This is a genomic window from Micromonospora sp. CA-259024, assembly GCF_050936255.1.
GTDB lineage: Bacteria > Actinomycetota > Actinomycetes > Mycobacteriales > Micromonosporaceae > Micromonospora.
Window position 1 is genome coordinate 2,598,315 of sequence record NZ_JBNJND010000002.1, and the last position, 20,485, is coordinate 2,618,799.

At 71.0% G+C, this 20,485-nt stretch carries 22 protein-coding genes; 13 read left to right on the plus strand and 9 right to left on the minus strand.

Annotated features, from left to right (window positions below; translation table 11 throughout):
* The first annotated feature begins 36 nt into the window (after window positions 1-36).
* A complete protein-coding gene (locus tag ACQEUX_RS31685; RefSeq protein ID WP_433056312.1) occupies window positions 37-609 on the plus strand; it encodes a PH domain-containing protein in 573 nt (190 codons plus the stop codon).
* A 42-nt stretch (window positions 610-651) separates the two neighbouring features.
* Here the strand turns inward: ACQEUX_RS31685 and ACQEUX_RS31690 are convergent, their stop codons facing one another.
* The 3 genes from ACQEUX_RS31690 to ACQEUX_RS31700 form a co-directional block, all read right to left on the minus strand.
* Window positions 652-1,305 carry a MaoC/PaaZ C-terminal domain-containing protein gene (locus ACQEUX_RS31690; RefSeq protein WP_433056314.1) on the minus strand — a complete coding sequence of 218 codons (654 nt, stop codon included), beginning with the start codon at window positions 1,303-1,305 and terminating at the stop codon, window positions 652-654.
* The gene (locus tag ACQEUX_RS31695) at window positions 1,302-2,006 is read right to left on the minus strand and encodes a GtrA family protein (protein WP_433057279.1); all 705 of its coding nucleotides are present in this window, start codon (window positions 2,004-2,006) and stop codon (window positions 1,302-1,304) included. The genes ACQEUX_RS31690 and ACQEUX_RS31695 overlap by 4 nt, the downstream gene beginning before the upstream one ends.
* Window positions 2,007-2,069: 63 nt before the next feature.
* The gene (locus ACQEUX_RS31700) at window positions 2,070-2,606 is read right to left on the minus strand and encodes a GtrA family protein (protein WP_433057281.1); all 537 of its coding nucleotides are present in this window, start codon (window positions 2,604-2,606) and stop codon (window positions 2,070-2,072) included.
* Window positions 2,607-3,045: 439 nt separating this feature from the next.
* On the opposite strand from ACQEUX_RS31700, the gene ACQEUX_RS31705 reads away from it, so the two are divergent.
* From ACQEUX_RS31705 to ACQEUX_RS31720, 4 genes are all read left to right on the plus strand, one after another.
* Entirely contained in the window at window positions 3,046-4,890 is a 1,845-nt protein-coding gene (locus ACQEUX_RS31705; protein WP_433056316.1) for a phosphoenolpyruvate carboxykinase (GTP), read from the plus strand.
* Window positions 4,891-4,927: 37 nt separating this feature from the next.
* Window positions 4,928-5,782 (plus strand): hypothetical protein, encoded by an 855-nt coding sequence (locus tag ACQEUX_RS31710; RefSeq protein ID WP_433056318.1) that lies wholly within the window; start codon window positions 4,928-4,930, stop codon window positions 5,780-5,782.
* Between the two features lie 428 nt (window positions 5,783-6,210).
* Window positions 6,211-7,353, plus strand: a complete 1,143-nt coding sequence (locus ACQEUX_RS31715; protein ID WP_433056320.1) for an NAD(P)/FAD-dependent oxidoreductase — start codon at window positions 6,211-6,213, stop codon at window positions 7,351-7,353.
* Between the two features lie 31 nt (window positions 7,354-7,384).
* The gene (locus ACQEUX_RS31720; protein ID WP_433056322.1) at window positions 7,385-8,155 is read left to right on the plus strand and encodes an isoprenyl transferase; all 771 of its coding nucleotides are present in this window, start codon (window positions 7,385-7,387) and stop codon (window positions 8,153-8,155) included.
* A gap of 37 nt (window positions 8,156-8,192) precedes the next feature.
* On the opposite strand, the gene otsB is transcribed toward ACQEUX_RS31720, so the two are convergent.
* The 3 genes from otsB to ACQEUX_RS31735 all read right to left on the minus strand — a co-directional run bounded on the left by otsB (window position 8,193) and on the right by ACQEUX_RS31735 (window position 10,044).
* Window positions 8,193-9,017, minus strand: coding sequence for a trehalose-phosphatase (otsB, locus tag ACQEUX_RS31725; protein WP_433056324.1), 825 nt, complete (start codon window positions 9,015-9,017; stop codon window positions 8,193-8,195).
* A gap of 67 nt (window positions 9,018-9,084) precedes the next feature.
* On the minus strand, window positions 9,085-9,438 hold the full coding sequence (locus tag ACQEUX_RS31730; protein WP_433056326.1) for a hypothetical protein: 354 nt from the start codon (window positions 9,436-9,438) through the stop codon (window positions 9,085-9,087).
* 162 nt (window positions 9,439-9,600) lie between these two features.
* Window positions 9,601-10,044, minus strand: coding sequence for an XRE family transcriptional regulator (locus ACQEUX_RS31735; protein WP_089021730.1), 444 nt, complete (start codon window positions 10,042-10,044; stop codon window positions 9,601-9,603).
* A 264-nt stretch (window positions 10,045-10,308) separates the two neighbouring features.
* Between ACQEUX_RS31735 and ACQEUX_RS31740 the strand changes: the two genes are divergently transcribed.
* The 6 genes from ACQEUX_RS31740 to ACQEUX_RS31765 all read left to right on the plus strand — a co-directional run bounded on the left by ACQEUX_RS31740 (window position 10,309) and on the right by ACQEUX_RS31765 (window position 15,647).
* A complete protein-coding gene (locus ACQEUX_RS31740) occupies window positions 10,309-10,653 on the plus strand; it encodes a hypothetical protein (protein WP_433056328.1) in 345 nt (114 codons plus the stop codon).
* Between the two features lie 31 nt (window positions 10,654-10,684).
* A complete protein-coding gene (locus ACQEUX_RS31745; protein ID WP_074316807.1) occupies window positions 10,685-11,020 on the plus strand; it encodes a hypothetical protein in 336 nt (111 codons plus the stop codon).
* 411 nt (window positions 11,021-11,431) lie between these two features.
* Window positions 11,432-12,847 (plus strand): PhoH family protein, encoded by a 1,416-nt coding sequence (locus ACQEUX_RS31750; RefSeq protein ID WP_433056330.1) that lies wholly within the window; start codon window positions 11,432-11,434, stop codon window positions 12,845-12,847.
* A 277-nt stretch (window positions 12,848-13,124) separates the two neighbouring features.
* The gene (locus ACQEUX_RS31755) at window positions 13,125-13,802 is read left to right on the plus strand and encodes a lytic transglycosylase domain-containing protein (RefSeq protein WP_433056332.1); all 678 of its coding nucleotides are present in this window, start codon (window positions 13,125-13,127) and stop codon (window positions 13,800-13,802) included.
* Between the two features lie 117 nt (window positions 13,803-13,919).
* Complete coding sequence (locus ACQEUX_RS31760; RefSeq protein ID WP_433056334.1) at window positions 13,920-14,573, plus strand: rhomboid family intramembrane serine protease; 654 nt, start codon at window positions 13,920-13,922, stop codon at window positions 14,571-14,573.
* A 105-nt stretch (window positions 14,574-14,678) separates the two neighbouring features.
* Window positions 14,679-15,647 carry an NAD(P)/FAD-dependent oxidoreductase gene (locus tag ACQEUX_RS31765; RefSeq protein WP_433057283.1) on the plus strand — a complete coding sequence of 323 codons (969 nt, stop codon included), beginning with the start codon at window positions 14,679-14,681 and terminating at the stop codon, window positions 15,645-15,647.
* A 39-nt stretch (window positions 15,648-15,686) separates the two neighbouring features.
* On the opposite strand, the gene ACQEUX_RS31770 is transcribed toward ACQEUX_RS31765, so the two are convergent.
* On the minus strand, window positions 15,687-16,382 hold the full coding sequence (locus ACQEUX_RS31770; RefSeq protein ID WP_433056336.1) for a TetR/AcrR family transcriptional regulator: 696 nt from the start codon (window positions 16,380-16,382) through the stop codon (window positions 15,687-15,689).
* Between the two features lie 139 nt (window positions 16,383-16,521).
* Here ACQEUX_RS31770 and ACQEUX_RS31775 point away from each other — a divergent pair, with 139 nt between their 5' ends.
* The gene (locus tag ACQEUX_RS31775; RefSeq protein ID WP_433056338.1) at window positions 16,522-17,439 is read left to right on the plus strand and encodes an NAD-dependent epimerase/dehydratase family protein; all 918 of its coding nucleotides are present in this window, start codon (window positions 16,522-16,524) and stop codon (window positions 17,437-17,439) included.
* Between the two features lie 33 nt (window positions 17,440-17,472).
* Here the strand turns inward: ACQEUX_RS31775 and ACQEUX_RS31780 are convergent, their stop codons facing one another.
* Both ACQEUX_RS31780 and glpX read right to left on the minus strand, forming a co-directional pair.
* Complete coding sequence (locus tag ACQEUX_RS31780; protein WP_433056340.1) at window positions 17,473-18,444, minus strand: DMT family transporter; 972 nt, start codon at window positions 18,442-18,444, stop codon at window positions 17,473-17,475.
* Window positions 18,441-19,472 carry a class II fructose-bisphosphatase gene (gene glpX, locus ACQEUX_RS31785; protein ID WP_433056342.1) on the minus strand — a complete coding sequence of 344 codons (1,032 nt, stop codon included), beginning with the start codon at window positions 19,470-19,472 and terminating at the stop codon, window positions 18,441-18,443. The genes ACQEUX_RS31780 and glpX overlap by 4 nt, the downstream gene beginning before the upstream one ends.
* A gap of 159 nt (window positions 19,473-19,631) precedes the next feature.
* Here glpX and ACQEUX_RS31790 point away from each other — a divergent pair, with 159 nt between their 5' ends.
* Window positions 19,632-20,279 (plus strand): DUF4245 domain-containing protein, encoded by a 648-nt coding sequence (locus tag ACQEUX_RS31790; protein ID WP_433056344.1) that lies wholly within the window; start codon window positions 19,632-19,634, stop codon window positions 20,277-20,279.
* The last annotated feature ends 206 nt before the right edge of the window (window positions 20,280-20,485 follow it).

Genomic DNA, 20,485 nt, shown 5'->3' on the forward strand with positions numbered 1-20,485 from the left:
GGTCTGCGCGTCGAGAAAATGGCGTTGGAGGTTCCCGTGGCGTTTCCGGAAGACGTGCTCACCGAGGACGAGCACGTCGTGCTGCACCTACACCCGCACTGGAAGGCGTTGATCCGGCCGATCGTGGTGCTGGTGCTGGCCATCGCCGCGGTGGTGGTCGGTGTGCTCCTGCTGCCCGAGAGTGGCGGCGGTTCGATCGCGTTGGCCGTGATCGGGGCGATCGCCCTGGTCGCGGTGTTCTGGCTCGGCCTGTGGCCGTTCCTGGTCTGGCGCACCACGCACTACCTGTTCACCAACGAGCGGGTGCTGATCCAGCAGGGTGTCTTCTCCCGGGACCGGCGGGACCTTCCGCTGACCCGGGTCAACGACCACTCGATGAATCAGCGCTTCCTGGAGCGGCTGCTCGGCTGTGGCACTCTCACGATCGAGTCGGCCGGTGAGCGCGGCCAGTCGGTGCTCGCCGACGTGCCGGGCGTCAGCCAGGTGCAGACCACCCTGTACGAGCTGGTCGAGGCACAGCACGACAAGCACTCGCTGGGCGACGGGGAGATGCGCGAGATCCTCGCCGACATGCGTGAGGGCAAGCCGCTGCGCGACACCACCACCTGATCCAGGCGGTGAGACCCGCCCCTGCCACAGTGTCGGGGCGGGTCAGTCGTGCGTTTCGGCCCGGGACGGGCCGTCCCCGGGCCGTTCGGGCCCGCTCGGGCTGGTCTCCACCCGGTCGGTGCCGGGCCGCCCACTCTCGGGCAGGTCGGCCTCGGCTGGGCCGCTCGCGGGCGGGTCGGTCTCGGCGGGGTCGGCTTCAATCGGGTGAAGGGCGAACCAGCCACGGAAGCGGGTCCGTAGCACCTCCTGCTCGGGCCGGTCGTCCGGGCCGAGGCGGAGCATGGTGCCGGTGAGGCTGACGGTGCCGAGGCCCGGGCGCGCGGTCGACGGTCGGGCGCCCATCACGTCGACCCGGACGGCGAGCCGGTCGCCGGCGCGTACGGGCGCGAGCCAGCGCAGCTCCTCCAGGCCGGGGGACGCGTCCGCGGCCGCCCGGGACAGCAGGTGGTCGACGTACGCGCGCATGAACAGGCTGACCGTGTAGAAGCCGCTGGCGATCAGCCCACCGTGCCGGCTCGCGCCGGCCAGGTCGGGGTCGACGTGATACCACTGCGGGTCGAAGCGGCGGGCGAAGGCCACCATCTCGTCACCATCCACGGTGACCACGCCGAGGTCGACGGTGAGCCCGGGAACGAGATCCTCGAAGAACAGCTCGGCGGGTTGCCCGGTGCCAGAGCGGGCGACTGGTGTCGTCACCGGCGGGGCGCGCGGCGTGTGCCGACGTGCAGCTCCGCGGCGAGTTCCGCGTCGAGGTCGGCGGCAGGGCTGACGCTCAGCCGCGTGGGCCGCGCCTGAGCGGGCGCGCCCGGCGCTGCGTCGGCGCGCATGGCGGGTTCCGCCTCTTCCAGCTCGGACACCGATTCGGCCAACTCCGCGACCGGGTCCATCTCGGCCATGGTGTCCCACTCGTCGCGCGGGATGCTGTGCCAGGTGGACTCGGGCTTCGCCTCGTCCTCGACCGGTGCGACGGGTTGGAAGACGAAGGTCCGGTATGACCAGAACCGGAACAGCGTGGCCAGCATGACGCCGACGGTCTTGGCCACGTTCAGCGCCAGCAGGCCATGTACGCCGAGACCGTACTTCGCCGCTGCCACGGCGCCCAGTTCGATGAGCAGGCCAGCCCCGTTGAACAGGAAAAAGAGGACGTATTCCCGGCGAAGCGCTGATTTCGGGCGATCCCGGTACGTCCAGTGCCGATTCATTAGATACGACGTGATCGTGGCGACGATGGTCGCGATCACGGTCGCCTTCAGCTGACCATTGACGAAAACGGTCAGTGCAAGGGCATTGAACACCGCGTAATTGATGACGGTGTTGATGCCGCCGACGATGCCGAACTTGAGCGCCTCGTGGATGAACTTCTGCCAGCGCTCAGGCAGCAGACGGACAAGACGCATGCGAAACACCTTAGGGCAGTCGGTGTGGCCGGCGATCACCGGCCGAACGAGATGGGCGGCAGGTCACGCCCCGTGATCACGGTCGGGCTTCACCTGCGGAAGGGTCGGGGTTCCCGCTTCGACGAAGACGAACCGCCGGTACGACCAGAATCGGAACAGCGTGCCGAGGCCCGTGCCGACGATGTAGCTGGCGAGGTTGTCGGCCAGACGCGTCTGGAACACGGCCGGCCAGATGCTGCCGAGCCCGTACCGGCTGATCGCGAGGCAGGCCACCGCGATGCCGAGGCCGACCGCGTTGAAGAAGAAGAACAGGGCGTACTCACGGGCCGGGTTGCTGCGCTGGCGGTGCCGCCAGGTCCAGAACCGGTTGCCCACGAAGGCGACGGAGGCGGCGATCACCGTGGAGATCGTCTTCGCCGTCAACTCCTCGATGCCACGGCTGCTCGTCAGGTAGTTGAAGAGCGCGAAGTCGATGAGGAAGGCGACCCCGCCCACGGTGGCGAACTTGCTCATCTCGCGGACAAGGTGACCGAAGCGGTCGAGCAGTATGCCGACGAGACCCCGTCGGGTCTGCCGGGGACCCGGTTGCTCCCCGGTCATCGTGGCGGCCACGGGGCGAGCCTACCGGCTGTCGGCCAGTCAGAGGGGTAGCAACGGCGCGCGGGCGTGGTCGCTCGGGTGAGCCCATCGCCCCGTGTGGAACCGTTGAACGCAGCGTAACCAATTGGGAGGACTGATGCGCTCCGGAACGGGAATCCACGCACCGGTCGGCGGGGCAGGTCCACGGCCCGACCGCAACAAGCGTCCGCCGGGGTGCACAACAAGATTTGCGTGAAACTGCGCGGGAAAGCGGGTATCAGCTCGTGATACCGCAGCGTGGCCGTACCTTGTGCAGTTCTTCACAACCAGTCCCACTGACTCGGAAGGCTGCCCGGTTTACGCTGAGGCCAATCCCAGGTTTCCACGAAGGCGACGCATCGCGCCGCCGAGTCTCGTGCATCCCATAGATCGGTCAGCGTCGACCACAAGGAGATGTGTCATGGTTGCTCCGGCTGTTGTGCGGGGTATCGATCAGGCCCCGACGTCCCATCCGAAACTGCTCGCCTGGGTCCGTGAGGTCGCGGAACTGACCACCCCCGACCGTGTCGTCTGGGTGGACGGGTCCGACGAGGAGTGGCGCCGCCTCACCGATGAGCTGGTCGAGGCCGGCACGCTGATCCGGCTGAACCCGGAGAAGAAGCCCAACTCGTTCTACGCGCGTACCGACCCGACGGACGTCGCCCGGGTCGAGGAACGCACCTTCATCTGTTCCGTCGACGAGGCGGACGCCGGCCCCACCAACAACTGGATGGCGCCGCCCGAGATGAAGCGGACGATGACCGATCTCTACCGCGGTTCCATGCGCGGTCGCACCATGTACGTCATCCCGTTCGTCATGGGCCCGGTCGAGGCCGAGTCCCCGATGTTCGGTGTCGAGATCACCGACAGCCCGTACGTGGTCGCCTCGATGCGAATCATGACGCGGATGGGCACCCGGGTCCTCGAGGCGATGGGCGACGACGCGGACTTCGTGCACGCGCTGCACTCGATCGGCGCCCCGCTCGCCCCGGGCCAGCAGGATGTCGCCTGGCCGTGCAACGAGACCAAGTACATCTCGCACTTCCCGGAGACCCGGGAGATCTGGTCGTACGGCTCCGGTTACGGCGGCAACTCGCTGCTCGGCAAGAAGTGCTACTCCCTGCGGATCGCCAGCGTGATGGGCCGGGACGAGGGCTGGCTCGCCGAGCACATGCTGATCCTCAAGATCACCTCGCCGGAGGGTCGGACGTACCACATCGCTGGCGCCTTCCCGTCGGCCTGCGGCAAGACCAACCTGGCCATGGTGGAGCCGACCATTCCCGGCTGGAAGGTCGAGACCATCGGCGACGACATCGCCTGGATGCGGTTCGGCCCGGACGGCCGTCTCTACGCGGTCAACCCGGAGTACGGCCTGTTCGGTGTCGCGCCCGGCACCGACTGGAAGACCAACGCCAACGCCATGCGCACCCTCGACCGGGGCAACTCCATCTTCACCAACGTGGGCCTCACCGACGATGGCGACATCTGGTGGGAGGGCATGGGTGACCCGCCGGCGCACCTGATCGACTGGAAGGGCAACGACTGGACGCCGGAGAGCGGCAGCCTCTCCTCCCACGCGAACAGCCGGTTCTGCACCCCGATCACCCAGTGCCCGATCCTCGCCGAGGAGTACTTCGACCCCAACGGCGTACCGATCGACGCGATCCTCTTCGGTGGCCGTCGGCGGGACACCATTCCGCTGGTGACCGAGGCCCGCGACTGGGTGCACGGTGTCTACATGGGTGCGACGCTCTCCTCGGAGACCACCGCTGCCGCGTCCGGCGCCGTCGGCGTCGTCCGGCGGGACCCGATGGCGATGCTGCCGTTCATCGGCTACCACGCCGGGGACTACTTCCGGCACTGGATCGAGATGGGCAAGGGCACCGACGGCGACGAGGCGAAGCTGCCCAAGATCTACTACGTCAACTGGTTCCGCAAGGACCCGGACGGCTCGTTCCTCTGGCCCGGCTTCGGGGAGAACTCCCGGGTGCTCAAGTGGATCGTCGAGCGGATCGAGGGCACGGCCGAGGCGGTCGAGACGCCGGTGGGCATGGTTCCCGCGCCCAACGCGCTGGACGTCGAGGGCCTGGACATGACCCCGGAGGACGTTCGGATCGCCCTGAAGGTCGACCCGGACGAGTGGCGTAACGAGTTGCCGCTCGTCACCGAGTGGTTCGAGAAGTTCGGTGACAAGCTGCCCGGCGTGCTCTGGGCCGAGTTGGACGCGCTCCGCGCACGCCTGGACGCGGTGCAGCCGCAGCGCTAGGTGTGAAGATCGCCCCCTGCGGGCATCATCAAAACCCATGAGGACGGCCGCCGAGACCCAGGTCCGGCGGCCGTCCGCCGTCCGGGTGCTCACCGTTCTGCTCGCGACGACGGCGGCGGCCACCGTCGTGGTCGAGCTGCTCAACTGGTGGTACGCCCCGGAGCAGGGCTTCGGGCTGGCCGTACGCACCGGCTGGGCGATGCTGCGCTCGTTCGGTTTCCTGCTGTTGATCGGGCACGTCCGACGGGGCCGGACGGTGGCTCGCCCGTTCGGGCTGATCCTCGCGGTCACCACGATCTTCGCCGTCGGCCGGCTCATCGTGCCCCGGCAGGGGGTTCCTCCACTGCCCGGCCTGCTCGGCTTCGCCGTACTCACCGCGCTCTGCGCCGCGGTGGTCTGGCTGCTCTACCGCTCGTCGGCGCTGGCGGGGCACCTGGTCCGGCACCGACCCCGGCTCGTCATCGACCGGGCCGGCATCTCCTGGCGTGAGACCCCTCCGCGCCGACCGGAGGCCAGCGCCTGGCTGTTGACCAGCCGGGTGGCGGCGTTCACCTACAGCCCGCTGATGCTGGTGCCGGCGCTGGTGGCCGGCGGTTCCATCCTGGACGGCCGCCTGACCGCGGTGCCGGCCGTGCTGTTCTGGTTCGGTGCTGGCATCGCGGCCAGCTACGCGGTGCTGTTCTGCACCGCGTTCCTGATGCGGGGCAAGGACTGGGCCCGTGGCCTGCTGCTCGTCGTCACGGTGGCCGTACTCGCCGTGGACCTGCCGTTGTGCTGGTGGCTGCTGGGGCTGGACGGCCTGGTCCGCGACGGCGGCCCGCTGATCGCCGCCGCCGTGCTGGCCCTCTACGGTCTGCGCCGGGCGGGCCGCGCCGAAGCCGCCGCGCCCTGAAGACGGCATCAACCCGGTGCCCGACTGGTCGGCCGTCTCGCGCCGGAAGACACAACCCTGTGGTCGCAGCCCCTGTAGAGCTGCCCCAGAAATGGACCGGTTCCGAGCCGAGCCCCATCCGTGTCGTTCCAGGGCCGTGGCCTGCCCCAGATCTGGGGCAGGTCTACAGGAGCGTGGGTAGGTATGCGGGCCTTGGCCGGGCGGGCGTCTTCGTGTGCTCCGCGCTCGGCCCCGCCTCCACCTCGCAGTGTTCTCCGAATGAAGGAGACCCAGAATCGGCGCCGTGCGGCATCGGTCGACGTGAGCGGGCAGGGGGCAGGATGGCGGGTGGCGCCGGTCACCGAGGGCGGCGCGGGTGGCGCAGGCGGATCGCCGAGGCGGTGTGGGAACGGCGGGTCCGCGCCGCGTTGGTCGGAGGGAGGCGCGCGGTGGGCGACGAGTTCGACGTGGTGGTGGTGGGAGCGGGGCCGGCCGGTGCGGCGGCCGCGCTGACGGCGCGCCGGGCGGGCGCCAGCGTGCTGCTGCTCGACCGGGCCGACTTTCCCCGGGACAAGGCGTGTGGCGACGGGATCGCGGCGCACTCGGTGGACGTGCTCGCCGAGCTGGGGGTGACCGAGGCCGTGGCCGGCTACGCGCCGCTGCCGGCGTTACGCATGATCGCACCGGGTGGTGGCGCGGTGGCCCGGGCGCTGCCCCGTCCCGCGTACACCGTGCCCCGGGAGGTCTTCGACGCGCGGCTGGTGGCGGCCGCCGTGGCGGCCGGCGCGCAGCTGCGCCGGCACACCGTGCGCCGGGTCGAGCCGCGCGTTGACCGGGTGGTGCTCGACGGGGAGTTGTCCGGCCGGGTGGTGGTGGGCGCGGACGGCGCCGGGTCGGTGGTGCGTCGAGCCCTCGGCCAGCCGCAGAACCCCGACCGGCACCTGGCGCTGGCCATCCGGGGGTACGCGCCGGCTCTGCCCGGCCCGTCCGAGCAGCTCATCGTCACCTCGAAGGCGCGCTGGCCGGCGTACGCCTGGTCGTTCCCGATCGGTGACGGACGGGCGAACGTCGGGTACGGGGAGGTGCTGCGCGGTGAGCCGCTGAGCCGCGCCTACCTGCTGGACCGGCTGGCCACGCTGCTGCCCGGCACCGACCTCGCGACGGTGACCGCGTTGCGCGCCCACCACCTGCCGCTGTCCACCCATCGGCCGACACCAGGTCGGGGGCGCACGCTGCTGGCCGGGGACGCACTGTCGTTGATCAACCCGTTCACCGGGGAGGGCATCTTCTACGCGCTGCTCTCCGGTGCGCTCGCCGGGGCGGCGGCGGCTCAGGCGCCCGAGGGGGCCGCCCGCCGCTACGCCGACGGGCTGCGCCGCCGCCTCGGCACCCACCTGCGGCACAGCTCGGTCGCCGCCTGGTTGGCGCGGCGGCGCCGGGTGGTCGACGCGGCGGTCCGGGCTGCCCGTCGGGACGACCGGGTGTTCTATGACGTGGTCGAGCTGGGGTTGGGTGACGGACGTCTCACCGCACGCACGCTGGCGATGATCGGCGTCGGTCTGCCCGGCGGGGATGGGGCTCCGAGGCGGTGATCTGGCCGAAGGGTCGCTACGCTGCTAGGTGATGACGCTGCGGAACCTTATCTACTCCGTGTACGAGCGCCGGCTCACGGCGAAGCTCGCGGGTAAGCCGGTGCCCCGGCATGTCGGGGTGATGTGTGACGGCAACCGCCGGTGGGCCCGGGAGATGGGCTTCGTCGACCCGAACGATGGGCACCGGGTCGGCGCGGCAAAGATCAAGCATGTCCTCGGCTGGTGTGACCAGGCCGGCGTCGGGCACGTCACCCTCTATCTGCTGGCCACCGACAACCTGCGACGTCCGGCCAGTGAGCTGGACCCTCTCCTCAAGATCATTGAGGACCTGGTGGTGGAGCTGGCGGAGGAGGGCAACCCCTGGCGGCTGCGCATCGTCGGGGCGCTCGACCTGCTGCCGGCGCAGACCGCCGCGGCGCTGAAGGGAGCCGAGGAGCGCACCCGCGAGCGCACCGGCGGCGCGGAGGTCAACATCGCGGTGGGCTACGGCGGTCGCCGGGAGATCGCCGACGCGGTCCGCTCGCTGCTGCTGGAGCACGCCGCCTCCGGCGGCACGATCGAGGAACTGGCGGAGGTGCTGGACGTCGAGCACATCGCCGAGCACCTCTACACCCGTGGTCAGCCCGACCCCGACCTGGTCATCCGCACCAGCGGCGAGCAACGGCTGTCCGGCTTCATGCTCTGGCAGTCCGCGCACTCGGAGTTCTACTTCTGCGAACTCAACTGGCCGGATTTCCGGCACATCGACTTCCTGCGCGCACTGCGCTCGTACGCCACCAGACAACGCCGCTACGGCGCCTGAGCCGGCGGCGACGCCTGTCTGTCGCCGCCCGGCCAGGTCAGGGCAGGTGGGCCAGTGCCCGGGTGAGGAAGTCGCCCAGGGCGGCCGGGGACTCGATCGTCAGGTCGGCGGCGCTGGCCACCTCGTGGCCGGTCTCCGGGTTGGCGACGGCCACGCAGACGCCGAGGAAGTCCGGGTCCGCGGCGGCACGGGCGCGCAGCGCGGCGAAGGCCTTGATGTCCGAGACGTCATCGCCGAAGTACCAGGCGCCGGTGGCGTCCTTGATCGCCTCGCCGATCACCATGCCCTTGTCCCGGTCGACTGGCGGCTTGAGCTCCAGCACCATCCGCCCGGCCTGCACCCGCAGCCCCAGCCGGTCGGCCTGCGCCTGCCCCCACTGCTGCACGGTCGAGCCGAGCTGCGGAGCGGTACGCCAGTGCAGCGCGACGGAGAGCCGCTTGTACTCGACGAGGGTGCCGGGCGGCAGCTCCGCCCGCGCCAGGTCGGCCAGCTCCGCCATGGTCGGCACCCAGGGCAGCGCGGCCGGCTCGGTGACGGTCTCCCCGCCGCAGTGGCTGTGCTCCAGGCCGTAGAGGCCGTAGAGATCCACGCCGACGAGCCCGCCGAGCTGATCCCGGAGGAACTCGACGGGTCGGGCGGAGACGATCGCGACCCGCCGCACGACCGGGGCCAGCGCCTCGATGGCAGCCAGCGCCTGGGGCGCCGGGCGTACCGCGGTCGGATCGTCGTCGACGGGCGCGAGCGTGCCGTCGAAGTCGAAGAAGAGCACGGTCCCGGCCGCCCGGCTGGCAGTGGTCTGCCAGGCCTGGTCGGCGTTCAACGGGGTTCTCGGCTGCTGATTGCCCAGATTCAACGGCGGCACGCGCGTCAGCGTACCCCGGCGATGGAGGCTCATTCCTGGCCGAGCGGACCCGTTCGGCGGTGCGCGGTCAGCGTTCGGCGGCTCCTCGTCCGCGCCGGCCGAACGGCACCACCGCCGCCTCCTGGCCATGGCTCAACAGGTAGCCCTCCACGAACCCGGTATTGCGATCGCCGGTGTGGTTCTCGATCTCGTTGAGCCGCGCCACCAGGAACTCGGTGAGCGCGCTGATCCGGTCGTTCAGACGTTCGTGCAACTCGGCGACGACGGCCAGGACGACCGCGGTGCCGGCGGTGGTGAGCACAAAGAGGTTGACGAGCAGCGGAAGCTGCCCGCCGTCGACCGCGAGGGTCACTGCGTTGCCGGTCGCCCACAGTGTCATCGACACCGTCGCGACCACGACTGCCAACCATTTCAGGGTCATGGACAGACCCCTCCTTCTGTCCCGCAGGGCTGGGTTCGGCCTTGTCCCGTCCCCCCGCCGATGACGAGCCCAAGCAGTACGAATAGGGACGCTAGCGTGCCCGTTCCGGCCCCGGAGGCAAACGAATGAACCCGACCAGGCGTTCTTTCGCTATCTGAGGAACTACCCTGCCTGATTGCCCCTTTTTCGGACATCGACCGGCAACGTTGGGCGGTATGCGAGGTATCGGATGGTCTCGCGGATGTGGAACTTCTCCGCGTCCGACACGTTCGGATCGACCAGGCGGCGAAGCAGTGCCTCCACGTCGGGGTCCATCGGAGGGGCCGGCTGGCCCGCGCGGGGGCCGGCCGCGGTGCGATCCCAGCCGAGTGCGGCGAAGGCGGCGGCCGGATTCAGGCCCAGGCCCTCGCAGAAGGCGACCACCCGTTCGGCCTCCGGGTCACTGGCCCAGTCGCCCCGGACCCACCGGTTGATGGTCTGCCGGGAGACACCGGTGCGCCGGGACACCTCGGTGCCACTCCAGGCTCGGGTCGCCCGCGCCTCGTCCAGAGCTCGCCGGACGAAGGTGGCGAAGGCGATCTTCCGCGCATTGGCCGTCTCGGTCACCCCGTGACGGTACGGCCAGCCGGCGGCGAGCGCGCCCCCCGGCGCGCCACTGTCACGCAGACGTGACGGGATCTTCGGATTTCCGGTAAACGATTCAGTGCCGCTGTTGAGGGGTGTCACGCGGGCAGAATAGATGCCCATAGTGGCGAACGTAAGCGGACGAAAAGCTGATACTGTCACGCCCATGGGACAATCTACGGTGTGTCACGTGCATGAGACGATTGGTGCTCACATGCGTCATGCCCCCGGTGCCAGGGGGGTGTGGTGACCGAGCTCGCCACCCGCGCCCAGGCCTTCGGGCTGATCGCCGAGGGGGTGGCCGCGGGGCTGACCGCCCCCTGGCGCCTCTACCTCGCCCGAGGCTGCCGCTACCTGTCGCTGAGCGTTGGTGACCGCGCCGAATGGAACGCCTGGCGTACCCATCTCGGCTGCCCGGAGCTGAGCGTCCGGGTCTACGACGCCGGCGGCGAGATCCGCCGATCCTCGGTGGCCGAGGTGATGCTGGACGGCTGCCGGATCAGCGTCGAGCTGGTCGAGGAGGTCAGCACCGACGACCTGGACCGGCTGCTCGTCGCGGATCCCACCACGATCGAGCCGGAGGAGCGATGACCTGGCGTCCGGGCTGGGCCGGAGCTGCCCGATGAGCCCTTTCCTCGCGGTGTTCCTCGTGCTGGTGCTCGGAGCCACCAGCTACGCGGCCGGCCGGCTGCACGGGCAGCTCAGCTACCGCATCGGCTACCGGTTCGGCTACCGGCAGGGCTACTTCGACGGTGACCGGGGCGCCTGGAACCGGCGGCGACGGGACGCACAGGCGGCCATCGCCTCCGCGCTGTCGGTCTCCCCGGCGGGCGTCGTCCGCTCCGCAGGCACCGTCGCCCGCCCCGGCACCACCTACACCGGCTCGTCGTTCACCGCGCCGGCCGCCCCGATCACCGGGCGGCACCCGACCGGCACGCTCGTTCGACGTACCGGTTGAGGTCGGTCGGCGGGCGGGAGCCTGCCGACCGGCGCCACGATCACGGTGCGTCGTCCGCGGCGGACACGCACCGTCGGGGTCACGTCAGACCGGTGACGGTGGCCCCGCCGGCCGGGATGCGCGCAGGGGGCATGCATCCCGGCCGGCTCCGCCGTGCCCAGCGCTGACCCTCGTGTCGGTGCGACCCGCGGCGAGCGGTGTTTGCGCGTCCGTCTTCGGAGATCCACGTTCGACCTCTAGCCGGGAGGGTCCGGCGCCGCTAGCGTCTAGGCATGGCACGGGGTTCTCCCGGGCCAGCCGGCCGCCCGGATCTGCAACCTCACACACGGGGTTCCGCATCCGACCCCGTGTCCCCGGGCACCGGAGGAGGCGGAACACGGGTGGCGGGTGCCCATCCGTCGGAGCAGGCCTGTGACGACTCGCCGTACCACCGCCGGTGCCGACCAGACCCCGGCCGCGACTGCCACGACCCGCCGTGCCACCAGGAGCCGCCGTACGGCGGCCGCCGCGCCGGCCGAACCCAAGGAGCCGCGACCAGCCGGCCAGGCCTTCGTCCTGGACACGTCCGTGCTGCTCTCCGACCCGGCCGCGTTCCACCGGTTCGCCGAGCACGAGGTGGTGCTGCCTCTGGTGGTCATCACCGAGTTGGAAGGAAAGCGGCACCATCCGGAGCTGGGCTGGTTCGCCCGGCAGTCGCTACGGATGCTCGACGACCTACGGGTCCGGCACGGCCGACTCGACCGACCGGTGCCCGCCAACGATGTCGGCGGCACACTGCGGGTGGAGCTCAACCACACCGACGACGGTGTGTTGCCGCCCGGGTTCCGCACCGAGAGCAACGACGCCCGGATCCTCTCCGTCGCGCTCAACCTCGCCGCCGAGGGGCGGGAGGTGACCCTGGTCAGCAAGGACATGCCGCTGCGGGTCAAGGCAGCCTCGGTGGGCCTGCGGGCCGACGAGTACCGCCATGGCCAGGCCAGCGACCCGACCTGGACCGGCATGTCCGAGCTGGATCTGGGCGAGGAGCAGATCGGTCGGTTGTACGCCGGCGAGACGCTCGACCTGGACGAGGCGGCCGGGCTGCCCTGCCACACCGGTCTGGTGCTGCACTCGGCGCGTGGTTCCGCGCTCGGTCGGGTGCTGCCGGACAAGTCGGTCCGGTTGGTCCGGGGCGACCGCGAGGCGTTCGGGCTGCACGGCCGCTCAGCCGAGCAGCGGATCGCTCTCGACCTGTTGCTCGACGAGTCGATCGGGATCGTCTCGCTGGGCGGCCGGGCCGGCACCGGTAAGTCGGCGTTGGCGCTCTGCGCCGGGCTGGAGGCGGTGATGGAGCGCCGCCGGCACAAGAAGGTGATCGTGTTCCGCCCGCTGTACGCCGTCGGCGGCCAGGAGTTGGGCTACCTGCCGGGCTCGGAGTCGGAGAAGATGTCGCCGTGGGCCCAGGCGGTCTTCGACACGCTCGGCGCGGTGGTGCACGAGAACGTGCTGGAGGAGGTCACCTCGCGGGGCATCCTCGAGGTGCTGCCGCTGACCCACATCCGGGGGCGCAGCCTGCACGACGCCTACGTCATCGTCGACGAGGCCCAGTCGCTGGAACGCGGAGTGCTGTTGACGGTGCTGTCCCGGATCGGGCAGGGCTCCCGGGTGGTGCTCACCCACGACGTGGCCCAGCGGGACAATCTGCGGGTCGGCCGGCACGACGGGGTGACCGCTGTCATCGAGGCGCTCAGGGGCCATCCGCTCTTCGCACACGTCACGCTCAGCCGTTCGGAGCGGTCGCCGATCGCCGCGATGGTCACGGATCTCCTGGAGGACATCCCGATCTGATGGTGTTTATGCGGGCTTTTGTCCGCATTTTTGGTGTGGCGCAGATCACAAACCCGTCGGTTGGTTTCCCATCAGCCTCACTGTGCGCAATCGTGTCCCACGAGCGTCCACGCACCACAGGAATCGTTGGTGATCGTTCGTCCCGAGATGGGCGACATCGGCGGCGGCCGGTGCGTCGGCGCGACCGGCAACCGGTCGGGGCGCTCGTGGCACGGCCGATGGCCCGCCTGTGGCCTGCGCCGTGCCGCGTCCTTGCCCCCGACGAAGGGACCACTTCGTGAGTCGGCTGTGGAGCCGGTTGGGCGCCCGTACGGCCGCTGTCGCGCTGCTCTCCGTGGGCGTTGCCGGTGGCTTCTACCTGGGCGAAGACCGGGAAACCCAGCAACAGGGCCTGACCGCGCAGGTCGGTGCCGAGGTCGACCGGGCGGATCTCGCCTACCAGCGTGAGCGGCAGGCCGCCCACCAGGTGAAGTTCGCCCAGCAGCGGGCCGCCGAGTACCAGGCCAAGCTGCGCGCGGCGCAGGCCGCCAAGGAAGCCGCCGAGCGGGCCCGCCGGGCCGAAGCCGCCGCGGCGTCCCGCAAGCGCGAGCGGGAGGCCCAGAACGCCGCCCCCAAGCCGTACGACGGGCCTATCCCGGCCTCCTGCGCCGAGTACAGCGGCAACCGCAAGACCGGCTGCGCCTTGATGATCGAGGCGGGCTTCGGCATCGCCGAGTTCCCGTGTCTGGAGAAGCTCTGGACCAAGGAGAGCGGCTGGAACCACAAGGCCGCCAACTCCTCGTCCGGCGCGTACGGAATTCCGCAGGCCCTGCCCGGCAGCAAGATGGGTACCATCGCCGACGACTGGCGGACGAACCCGGTCACCCAGATCAAGTGGGGGCTGGGCTACGTCAAGGGCCGGTACAAGACGCCCTGCGGAGCCTGGAGCTACTTCCAGAGCAACGGGCACTACTGATTCGGTGCCGACGGCGGGGACGGGTGGGCGACCACCGCCCCGCCGTCGCGCGTACACCGGTCGGCCCGGACGGGACGCGAGTGGCGGTCGGACGCTTTTGCTGATAGCAGTTGTGGGGTGACCCTGCACCCGTCAAGCGGTGACCCCTACCGGTTCGGCACCGAGGCGTTCTACGCCGCGCTCGGCCGGGCGTTCGTCGCGATGTGCGCGGTGGTCCCGTTCCTCTTCCTCATCGAGGCCGTCGACCAGGGCCTTGCGTTCGGCCTGGACGCCACCGCCGGCATCATCCCGCAACGCATCGACGGGTTGGACGGGGTCTTCTTCTCCCCGTTCCTGCACCACGGCTTCGACCACCTCTACAGCAACAGCATCCCGCTGATCCTGCTGGGCACCTTCGTCCTGGCCGCCGGCGCCCGCCGGTTCCTCTGGTCGACCCTGGTCATCATCCTGGTCAGTGGGTTCGGCGTCTGGTTCACCGGCTCGCCCAACTCGGTGGTGGTCGGCGCCAGCGGCGTCATCTTCGGCTACCTGGGCATCCTGCTCACCCGGGGCATCGTCGAGCGCAGCTGGTGGAACTTCGCGGTCTTCCTGCTGGTCGGCCTGCTCTACGGCTGGCAACTGGTCGGCATCCTCCCCACCGACGAGCGGATCTCCTGGCAGGGTCACCTGTTCGGGCTGCTCGGCGGGGTGGTGGCGGCGATCCTGTTCCGTCGTCGCCGGCCGGCCGTGGATGGCCCGGACTACTCGGGTTCCACACTCAGCCTGCCCTGACCGATTCCTCGGCGCGCCTCTGGGACGTGCTTGCCCGACCGCCGCCACCCGCCTACGGTCGAGATCAGCAAGCGTTGATCCGTGAGCGGAAAGCGACGGTACGCCATGCGCGAGGTCGACATCGCCGTGATCGGGGCCGGCCCGGCTGGCCTCTTCGCCGCGTACTACGCAGGGTTCCGGGGGTTGTCGGTGGCGGTGATCGACGCGCTGCCCGAGCCGGGCGGTCAGGTCACCGCCATGTACCCGGAGAAGCTGATCCTGGACGTGGCCGGTTTCCCCGCCGTCAAGGGCCGTGACCTGGTGGCCAACCTGGTCGCCCAGGCCGCCCCGTTCGGCCCGCAGTACCTGCTCGGCACACGGGCCGAGAAGCTCTCGTACGCCGACGACCGGCCGGTGCTCGGCCTGGCCGGCGGTGAGCAGCTCGCTTGCGGCGCGGTCGTGGTCACCGGCGGGCTCGGCAGCTTCTGCCCTCGTCCGCTGCCGTGCGCCGACGGCGCTCCCGGTTCGGGGATCGTCTACTTCGTCACCGACCCGGCCGAGTTGACCGACCGGGACGTGCTGATCGTCGGTGGCGGCGACTCCGCCTTCGACTGGGCGCTGGCGTTGCAGCCGTTGGCCCGTTCCGTAACGCTGGTGCACCGCCGGGAGAAGTTCCGGGCGCACGCCTCGACGGTCGCCCGCGTGCTGTCGCTGCCGGTGCGGGTGGTGGTCAACGCCGAGGTCAGCCGGCTGATCGGGGACGGCATGGTGACCGGCGCCGAGGTGACCGTACGCGGTGGCGCGACCGAGACGTTGCCGGTGGACATCGTGGTGGCAGCCCTCGGCTTCACCGCCGACCTGGGCCCGCTCGCGGAGTGGGGTTTACGACTGGACCGCCGGCACATCCTGGTGGACAGCGCGATGGCGACGAACCTGCCCCGGGTCTTCGCGGCGGGTGACATCACCGAATACCCGGGCAAGGTCCGGTTGATCGCGACCGGCTTCGGCGAGGCGGCGACGGCGGTGAACAACGCGGCGGTGGCCATCGACCCGAGCGCCCACCTCTTCCCGGGGCATTCCTCCGACGCCGGCTGAGCGGCGACGCCGGGGCGGATTGGTCCGCGGCCGGTGCGGTCACTCCGGTCGGGGTAGGCCGATCAGGTCGGCCATCAACCCGACCTGATGCTCGAAGTACGCGTCCCGGTGCGAGATGGTCTGGTTCAACCGGCCGAACAGTTCGAAGCTGATGAGCCCGAAGAGCTGTGTCCAGCCGGCCATTCCCCGGGCGAGCAGGGCGCTGGGCATCCCGGAAAAGAAGGCGTCGGCCAGTTCGGTCAGGTCAGCGCGGACCGGCTCCGGCGGTTCCTCGGCGGGGACGGTGAGCCGTCCGTCCGCCAGGCCGTCGCGGAGGATGCCGACCAGGGTCAGCGGGGGGCGCTGGGCCGGCAGGACGGTGTCGGCGGGGGCGGTGTATCCGGGCACCGGACTGCCGTAGAGCAGCGCGTACTCGGCCGGGTGGGCGAGCGCCCAGTCTCGGGCGGCCCGGCACACGGCGTGCCAGCGGCCGCGCAGGTCGTGCGGGTCGGTGCGGGAGTTGGCGGCCTCCACGGCGTCGCCGAGTCCGTCGTACGCCTCCAGGATCAGTGCGGTGAGCAGGTCGTCGCGGCTCGGGACGTAGCGGTAGATGGCGGAGGACACCATCCCCATGTCCCGGGCGACGGCCCGCAGTGACAGGTTGGCTCCGTCGGTGGCCAGGTGACGGCGGGCCACCGCCTTGATCTCGTCGATCATCTCGGCGCGGACGCGGGCACGGATCGAGGAAGCGGGCATGGGAGCACTCTCTCACGAGACGGAGCGCCAATCAAAATAGAGAGCACTGCTCTTGACGTACGACCCCACCGGCGGGCATGGTGGTGGTGCACAGAGAGCACTGCTCTCGTTTCGTACCCCTGCTTCGAAAGGTCTTCCCATGTCACTGCACGTGATCGTCGGCACCGGTCCGGTCGGCACCGCCACCGCACGTCTCCTCGCGGAGCGCGGCGAGCAGGTCCGCGTCATCAGCCGCCGGGGCAACGGACCGGAGCACCCGGCCATCGAGCGGGTCGCTGCCGACGCTGCCGACGCCGACCGCCTCGCCGCGCTCGCCACCGGGGCCGGAGCGCTGTACAACTGCGCGAACCCGGCGTACCACCGGTGGTCCACCGACTGGCCGCCACTGGCCGGCGCGCTGCTCACCGCCGCCGAGCGGACCGGCGCGGTGCTCGCCACGGTCGGCAACCTCTACGGGTACGGGCCGGTCGACGGCCCGATGACCGAGCAGACCTCGCTGGCCGCGACCGGCACGAAGGGCCGCGTGCGCAACCGGATGTGGGCCGACGCGCGCGCCGCCCACCAGGCCGGGCGGGTCCGGGTCACCGAGGTGCGCGGCTCCGACTACGTCGGCGCCGGTGGCACGTCGCTGGCGATGATGGTGCTGCCCCGGGTGCTCGCCGGGCAGCGGGTCTTCCTGCCCGTCGACTGGGACGCCCCGCACACCTGGACGTACATCCCGGACGTCGCCCGCACCCTCGTCGCCGCAGCCGCCGACCCGCAGGCCTGGGGACGGGCCTGGCACGTGCCCAGCGCCCCGGCCAGGCCGATGCGCGAGCTGGCCAACCGGGCCGCCGCGCTGACCGGCGCGCCCGCGCCCAAGCTGACGCGGATGCCGTACCCGGTGTTGTGGCTGGGCGGCCTGACCAACCCGTTCATCCGCGAGCTGCGGGAGACCGCCTACCAGTTCGACCGGCCCTACCTGATGGACTCGACCGCGGCCACCGCCACCCTCGGTGTCCAGCCGACCCCCATCGACCAGGTGGTGAAGGAGACCGTCGAGGCCCTGCGTCGCTGAACCCCGCCCGCCACCCGGCCGGACCGGCCCCGCTCAGCGGCGGCCGGGTGGCGCGAGCGCGGCGATCAGCACCGCCACCATGGTCAGTGCGGCGCCGAGCAGGGTGTTCAGGCCGGGGTGCGAGGCCGCCGTGGGCAGCACCAGGTCCAGCAGGACGGCGCCCACGATCTGACCGGCGATGGTGGCCAGGCCGAGCAGGAGCACACCAGTGAAGCGCACGATCGCGGCGGCGATCGCGATGAACACGATGCCGATCGGGCCGCCCAGGTAGAGCCACGGCTCGGTCGGCAGGTGGCCGGTGGGCCAGCCGCGTACCGCGGTGTCGATCGCGAACGCGACGAGCAGGGTGACCGTGCCGACGGAGAAGTTGACCAGCGTGGCGGTCAACGCGCTGTCGGCGGCCGCCCGGACCCGGCCGTTGACCGCCTGCTGCCAGGCGATGCCCACCCCGGCGAGCAGCGGCAGCAGGGCCAGCGCCAGCGTGCCCGGGTCCCCCAGTCGGTCGCCGACCGCCAGGCCGACCGCCAGCACGGTGAGCACCGCGCCGGCCAGCCGCTGCCGGGTGACCGGCTGCCGGCCCGTCGGCCCGATCCCCGCCCGGTCCACGGCGAGGCTGCTGCCGGTCTGGCCGGCGACCACCGCCACGGTGAAGACCGCCACGCCCAACGTGCCGATGGTGAGGCCCTGGGTGGCCACCAGGAACGCCCCGCACATCCCGCCGAGGCACTGCCACGGCCGCAGGGCGCCCGTCGCCAGAGCACGCCGCGTCGCGACCAGACCACGCCGCCCGCGGGGGGTGGCGGGCACGAGCACCAGGAGCACCAACAGACCGACGCCGAACGAGATCACCGCGGCGGCGAAACCGTCGGCCAGGAGTACGCCCAACTCGCCGTTGATCCGGGACTGCACCGCCACCGCGACCCCGGAGACCGACGCCAGCGCGACACCGGTGATCCGGCGGGTGGCCGACAGGACCTGCGGGGCCGCCGTGTCGGTGGCGGTCACTCCTGCTCGGCCAGGGGACGACCGTCGAAGTCGACCGCGGAGTAGAGCGCCAGCTTCTCCAGCCGGTGGTACGAGTCGATCACCCGGATGGTGCCGCTCTTCGACCGCATCACAATCGACTGGGTGTACGCGCCGCCGGCCCGGTAGCGCACCCCGCGCAGCAGATCCCCGGAGGTGACCCCGGTCGCCACGAAGAAGCAGTTGTCTCCGGTGACGAGATCATCGGTGCTCAGGACGCGGTCCAGGTCGTGCCCGGCGGCGATGGCCTTCTCCCGCTCCTGCTCGTCGCGCGGCCAGAGCTTGGCCTGCATCGCACCGCCCATGCACTTCAACGCGCAGGCCGAGATGATGCCCTCCGGGGTGCCGCCGATGCCCATCAGCACGTCGACATCCGACTCGCCCCGGGCGGCCGCGATGGAGCCCGCGATGTCGCCGTCGGAGATGAACCGGATGCCCGCCCCGGTCCGGCGAATCTGCGCGACCAGGTCGTCGTGGCGGCTCCGGTCCAGCACGCAGACCGTGACCTCGGAGATGTCGGTGCCCTTGACCTTGGCGATCCGGCGCAGGTTCTCGGCCACCCCGGCGTTGATGTCCACCACGTCGGCGTACGCCGGCCCGACGGCGAGCTTCTCCATGTAGAACACGGCGCTGGGGTCGAACATCGCACCCCGCTCCGAGACGGCGAGCACCGCCACGGCGTTCGGCATGCCCTTGCTCATCAGGGTGGTGCCGTCCACCGGGTCGACAGCGACGTCCACCTCCGGGCCCGTACCGTCGCCGACGTGTTCGCCGTTGAAGAGCATCGGGGCGTTGTCCTTCTCGCCCTCGCCGATCACCACCACGCCGCGCATCTGAATCGAGTTGATCAGCTTGCGCATCGCGTCGACGGCGGCCCCGTCGCCGCCCTCCTTGTCGCCCCGACCGACCCACCGGCCGGCGGCCATCGCCGCGGCCTCGGTGACCCGAACCAGGTCGAGGGCGAGGTTACGGTCGAGATCCTGTGGGATCCGCGTCCTGGTGTTCGTCATGACGGCTACTCCTCCTCGCGACGGTGCGGGGACGGCCGGCGGCAGGGCGGTCCCCGCTGCCGGCTTTGTCGCTGATCCTCACACGATGGCCGACCCGGCGTCGGCGCGGGGCGGTGATGGCCCGGATACCGCCGGTCGGGCGGCTGCGAAGATGGAGGGGTGGAACCCGCACAGCCAGCCGACCGCGTCCCCGCCGACCGCACGCCGCCCGACGGCCAACCGCCGGTCGACGTCCCCGCCGGCCCCGTTGGTGAGCCCGCCGCGATCGATCCGACGCCACCGCCTCGGGTGGGGTCCGGCAAATCCGAGCGGTCGCCGAAGGACATGGCGATCTCGTTGCTGGTGCTGCTCATCCCGATCGCGCTGCTGGTGGCGTTCTACCGGGGATTCCTCGGCGGCGATCAGGCCACGACCGTCGATCCGGCTCCCGCGATCGAGCAGGCACGGTCGGCGAACGTCTTCCCGGTGAGCCAGCCGCAGGGCCTCGGCTCCGGCTGGTCGACGGTCAGCGCCCGCTATCAGACCGTCGAGGGCGGTGCGAACCTGCGCCTCGGCTACGTCACGCCGGAGGGACGGGGCGTCCAACTCCTGCAGAGCAGCGTGCCGGCGGAGCGGCTGCTCCCCGCCGAGCTGACCGACCAGGGCCAGCCGCAGGGTCCGACGGAGTTGGCCGGGCGCACCTGGCAGCTCTACACGGCTCGGGGAAACCAGCAGGCACTGGTCCTGCTGGAGCCGACCCGCACGGTGATCGTCGTCGGCGATGCCCGGGACAACGAACTGCGCGAACTGGCAGGCGCGCTGCGTTGACCGGCTCCGCCGATCGGTGGCCCCGGTGACGGCGAAGATGGGCAACCGGACAGAAGGGCGATTGTCCGACGCGTCGACTGGGCACAAAGGGGGAGTGATCCGGGCGCGCTGTTCGGCTCGGATCGCGCGGCGCAGCCGACGGTTCTGCTGCGTCGCCCGGTTTCCGGCGCCGTCCCGGTCGTCGGGTGACCCCCTTGGGAGACACG

What these genes read in the sequence shown, in the direction of transcription:
- ACQEUX_RS31695 (WP_433057279.1), bottom strand. Translation starts at nt 2,006, where the DNA reads ATGCGTCTTGTCCGTCTGCTGCCTGAGCGCTGGCAGAAGTTCATCCAC.
- ACQEUX_RS31700 (WP_433057281.1), bottom strand. Translation starts at nt 2,606, where the DNA reads ATGACCGGGGAGCAACCGGGTCCCCGGCAGACCCGACGGGGTCTCGTC.
- ACQEUX_RS31705 (WP_433056316.1), top strand. Translation starts at nt 3,046, where the DNA reads ATGGTTGCTCCGGCTGTTGTGCGGGGTATCGATCAGGCCCCGACGTCC.
- ACQEUX_RS31710 (WP_433056318.1), top strand. Translation starts at nt 4,928, where the DNA reads ATGAGGACGGCCGCCGAGACCCAGGTCCGGCGGCCGTCCGCCGTCCGG.
- ACQEUX_RS31720 (WP_433056322.1), top strand. Translation starts at nt 7,385, where the DNA reads ATGACGCTGCGGAACCTTATCTACTCCGTGTACGAGCGCCGGCTCACG.
- ACQEUX_RS31730 (WP_433056326.1), bottom strand. Translation starts at nt 9,438, where the DNA reads ATGACCCTGAAATGGTTGGCAGTCGTGGTCGCGACGGTGTCGATGACA.
- ACQEUX_RS31745 (WP_074316807.1), top strand. Translation starts at nt 10,685, where the DNA reads ATGAGCCCTTTCCTCGCGGTGTTCCTCGTGCTGGTGCTCGGAGCCACC.
- ACQEUX_RS31765 (WP_433057283.1), top strand. Translation starts at nt 14,679, where the DNA reads ATGCGCGAGGTCGACATCGCCGTGATCGGGGCCGGCCCGGCTGGCCTC.
- ACQEUX_RS31770 (WP_433056336.1), bottom strand. Translation starts at nt 16,382, where the DNA reads ATGCCCGCTTCCTCGATCCGTGCCCGCGTCCGCGCCGAGATGATCGAC.
- ACQEUX_RS31775 (WP_433056338.1), top strand. Translation starts at nt 16,522, where the DNA reads ATGTCACTGCACGTGATCGTCGGCACCGGTCCGGTCGGCACCGCCACC.
- glpX (WP_433056342.1), bottom strand. Translation starts at nt 19,472, where the DNA reads ATGACGAACACCAGGACGCGGATCCCACAGGATCTCGACCGTAACCTC.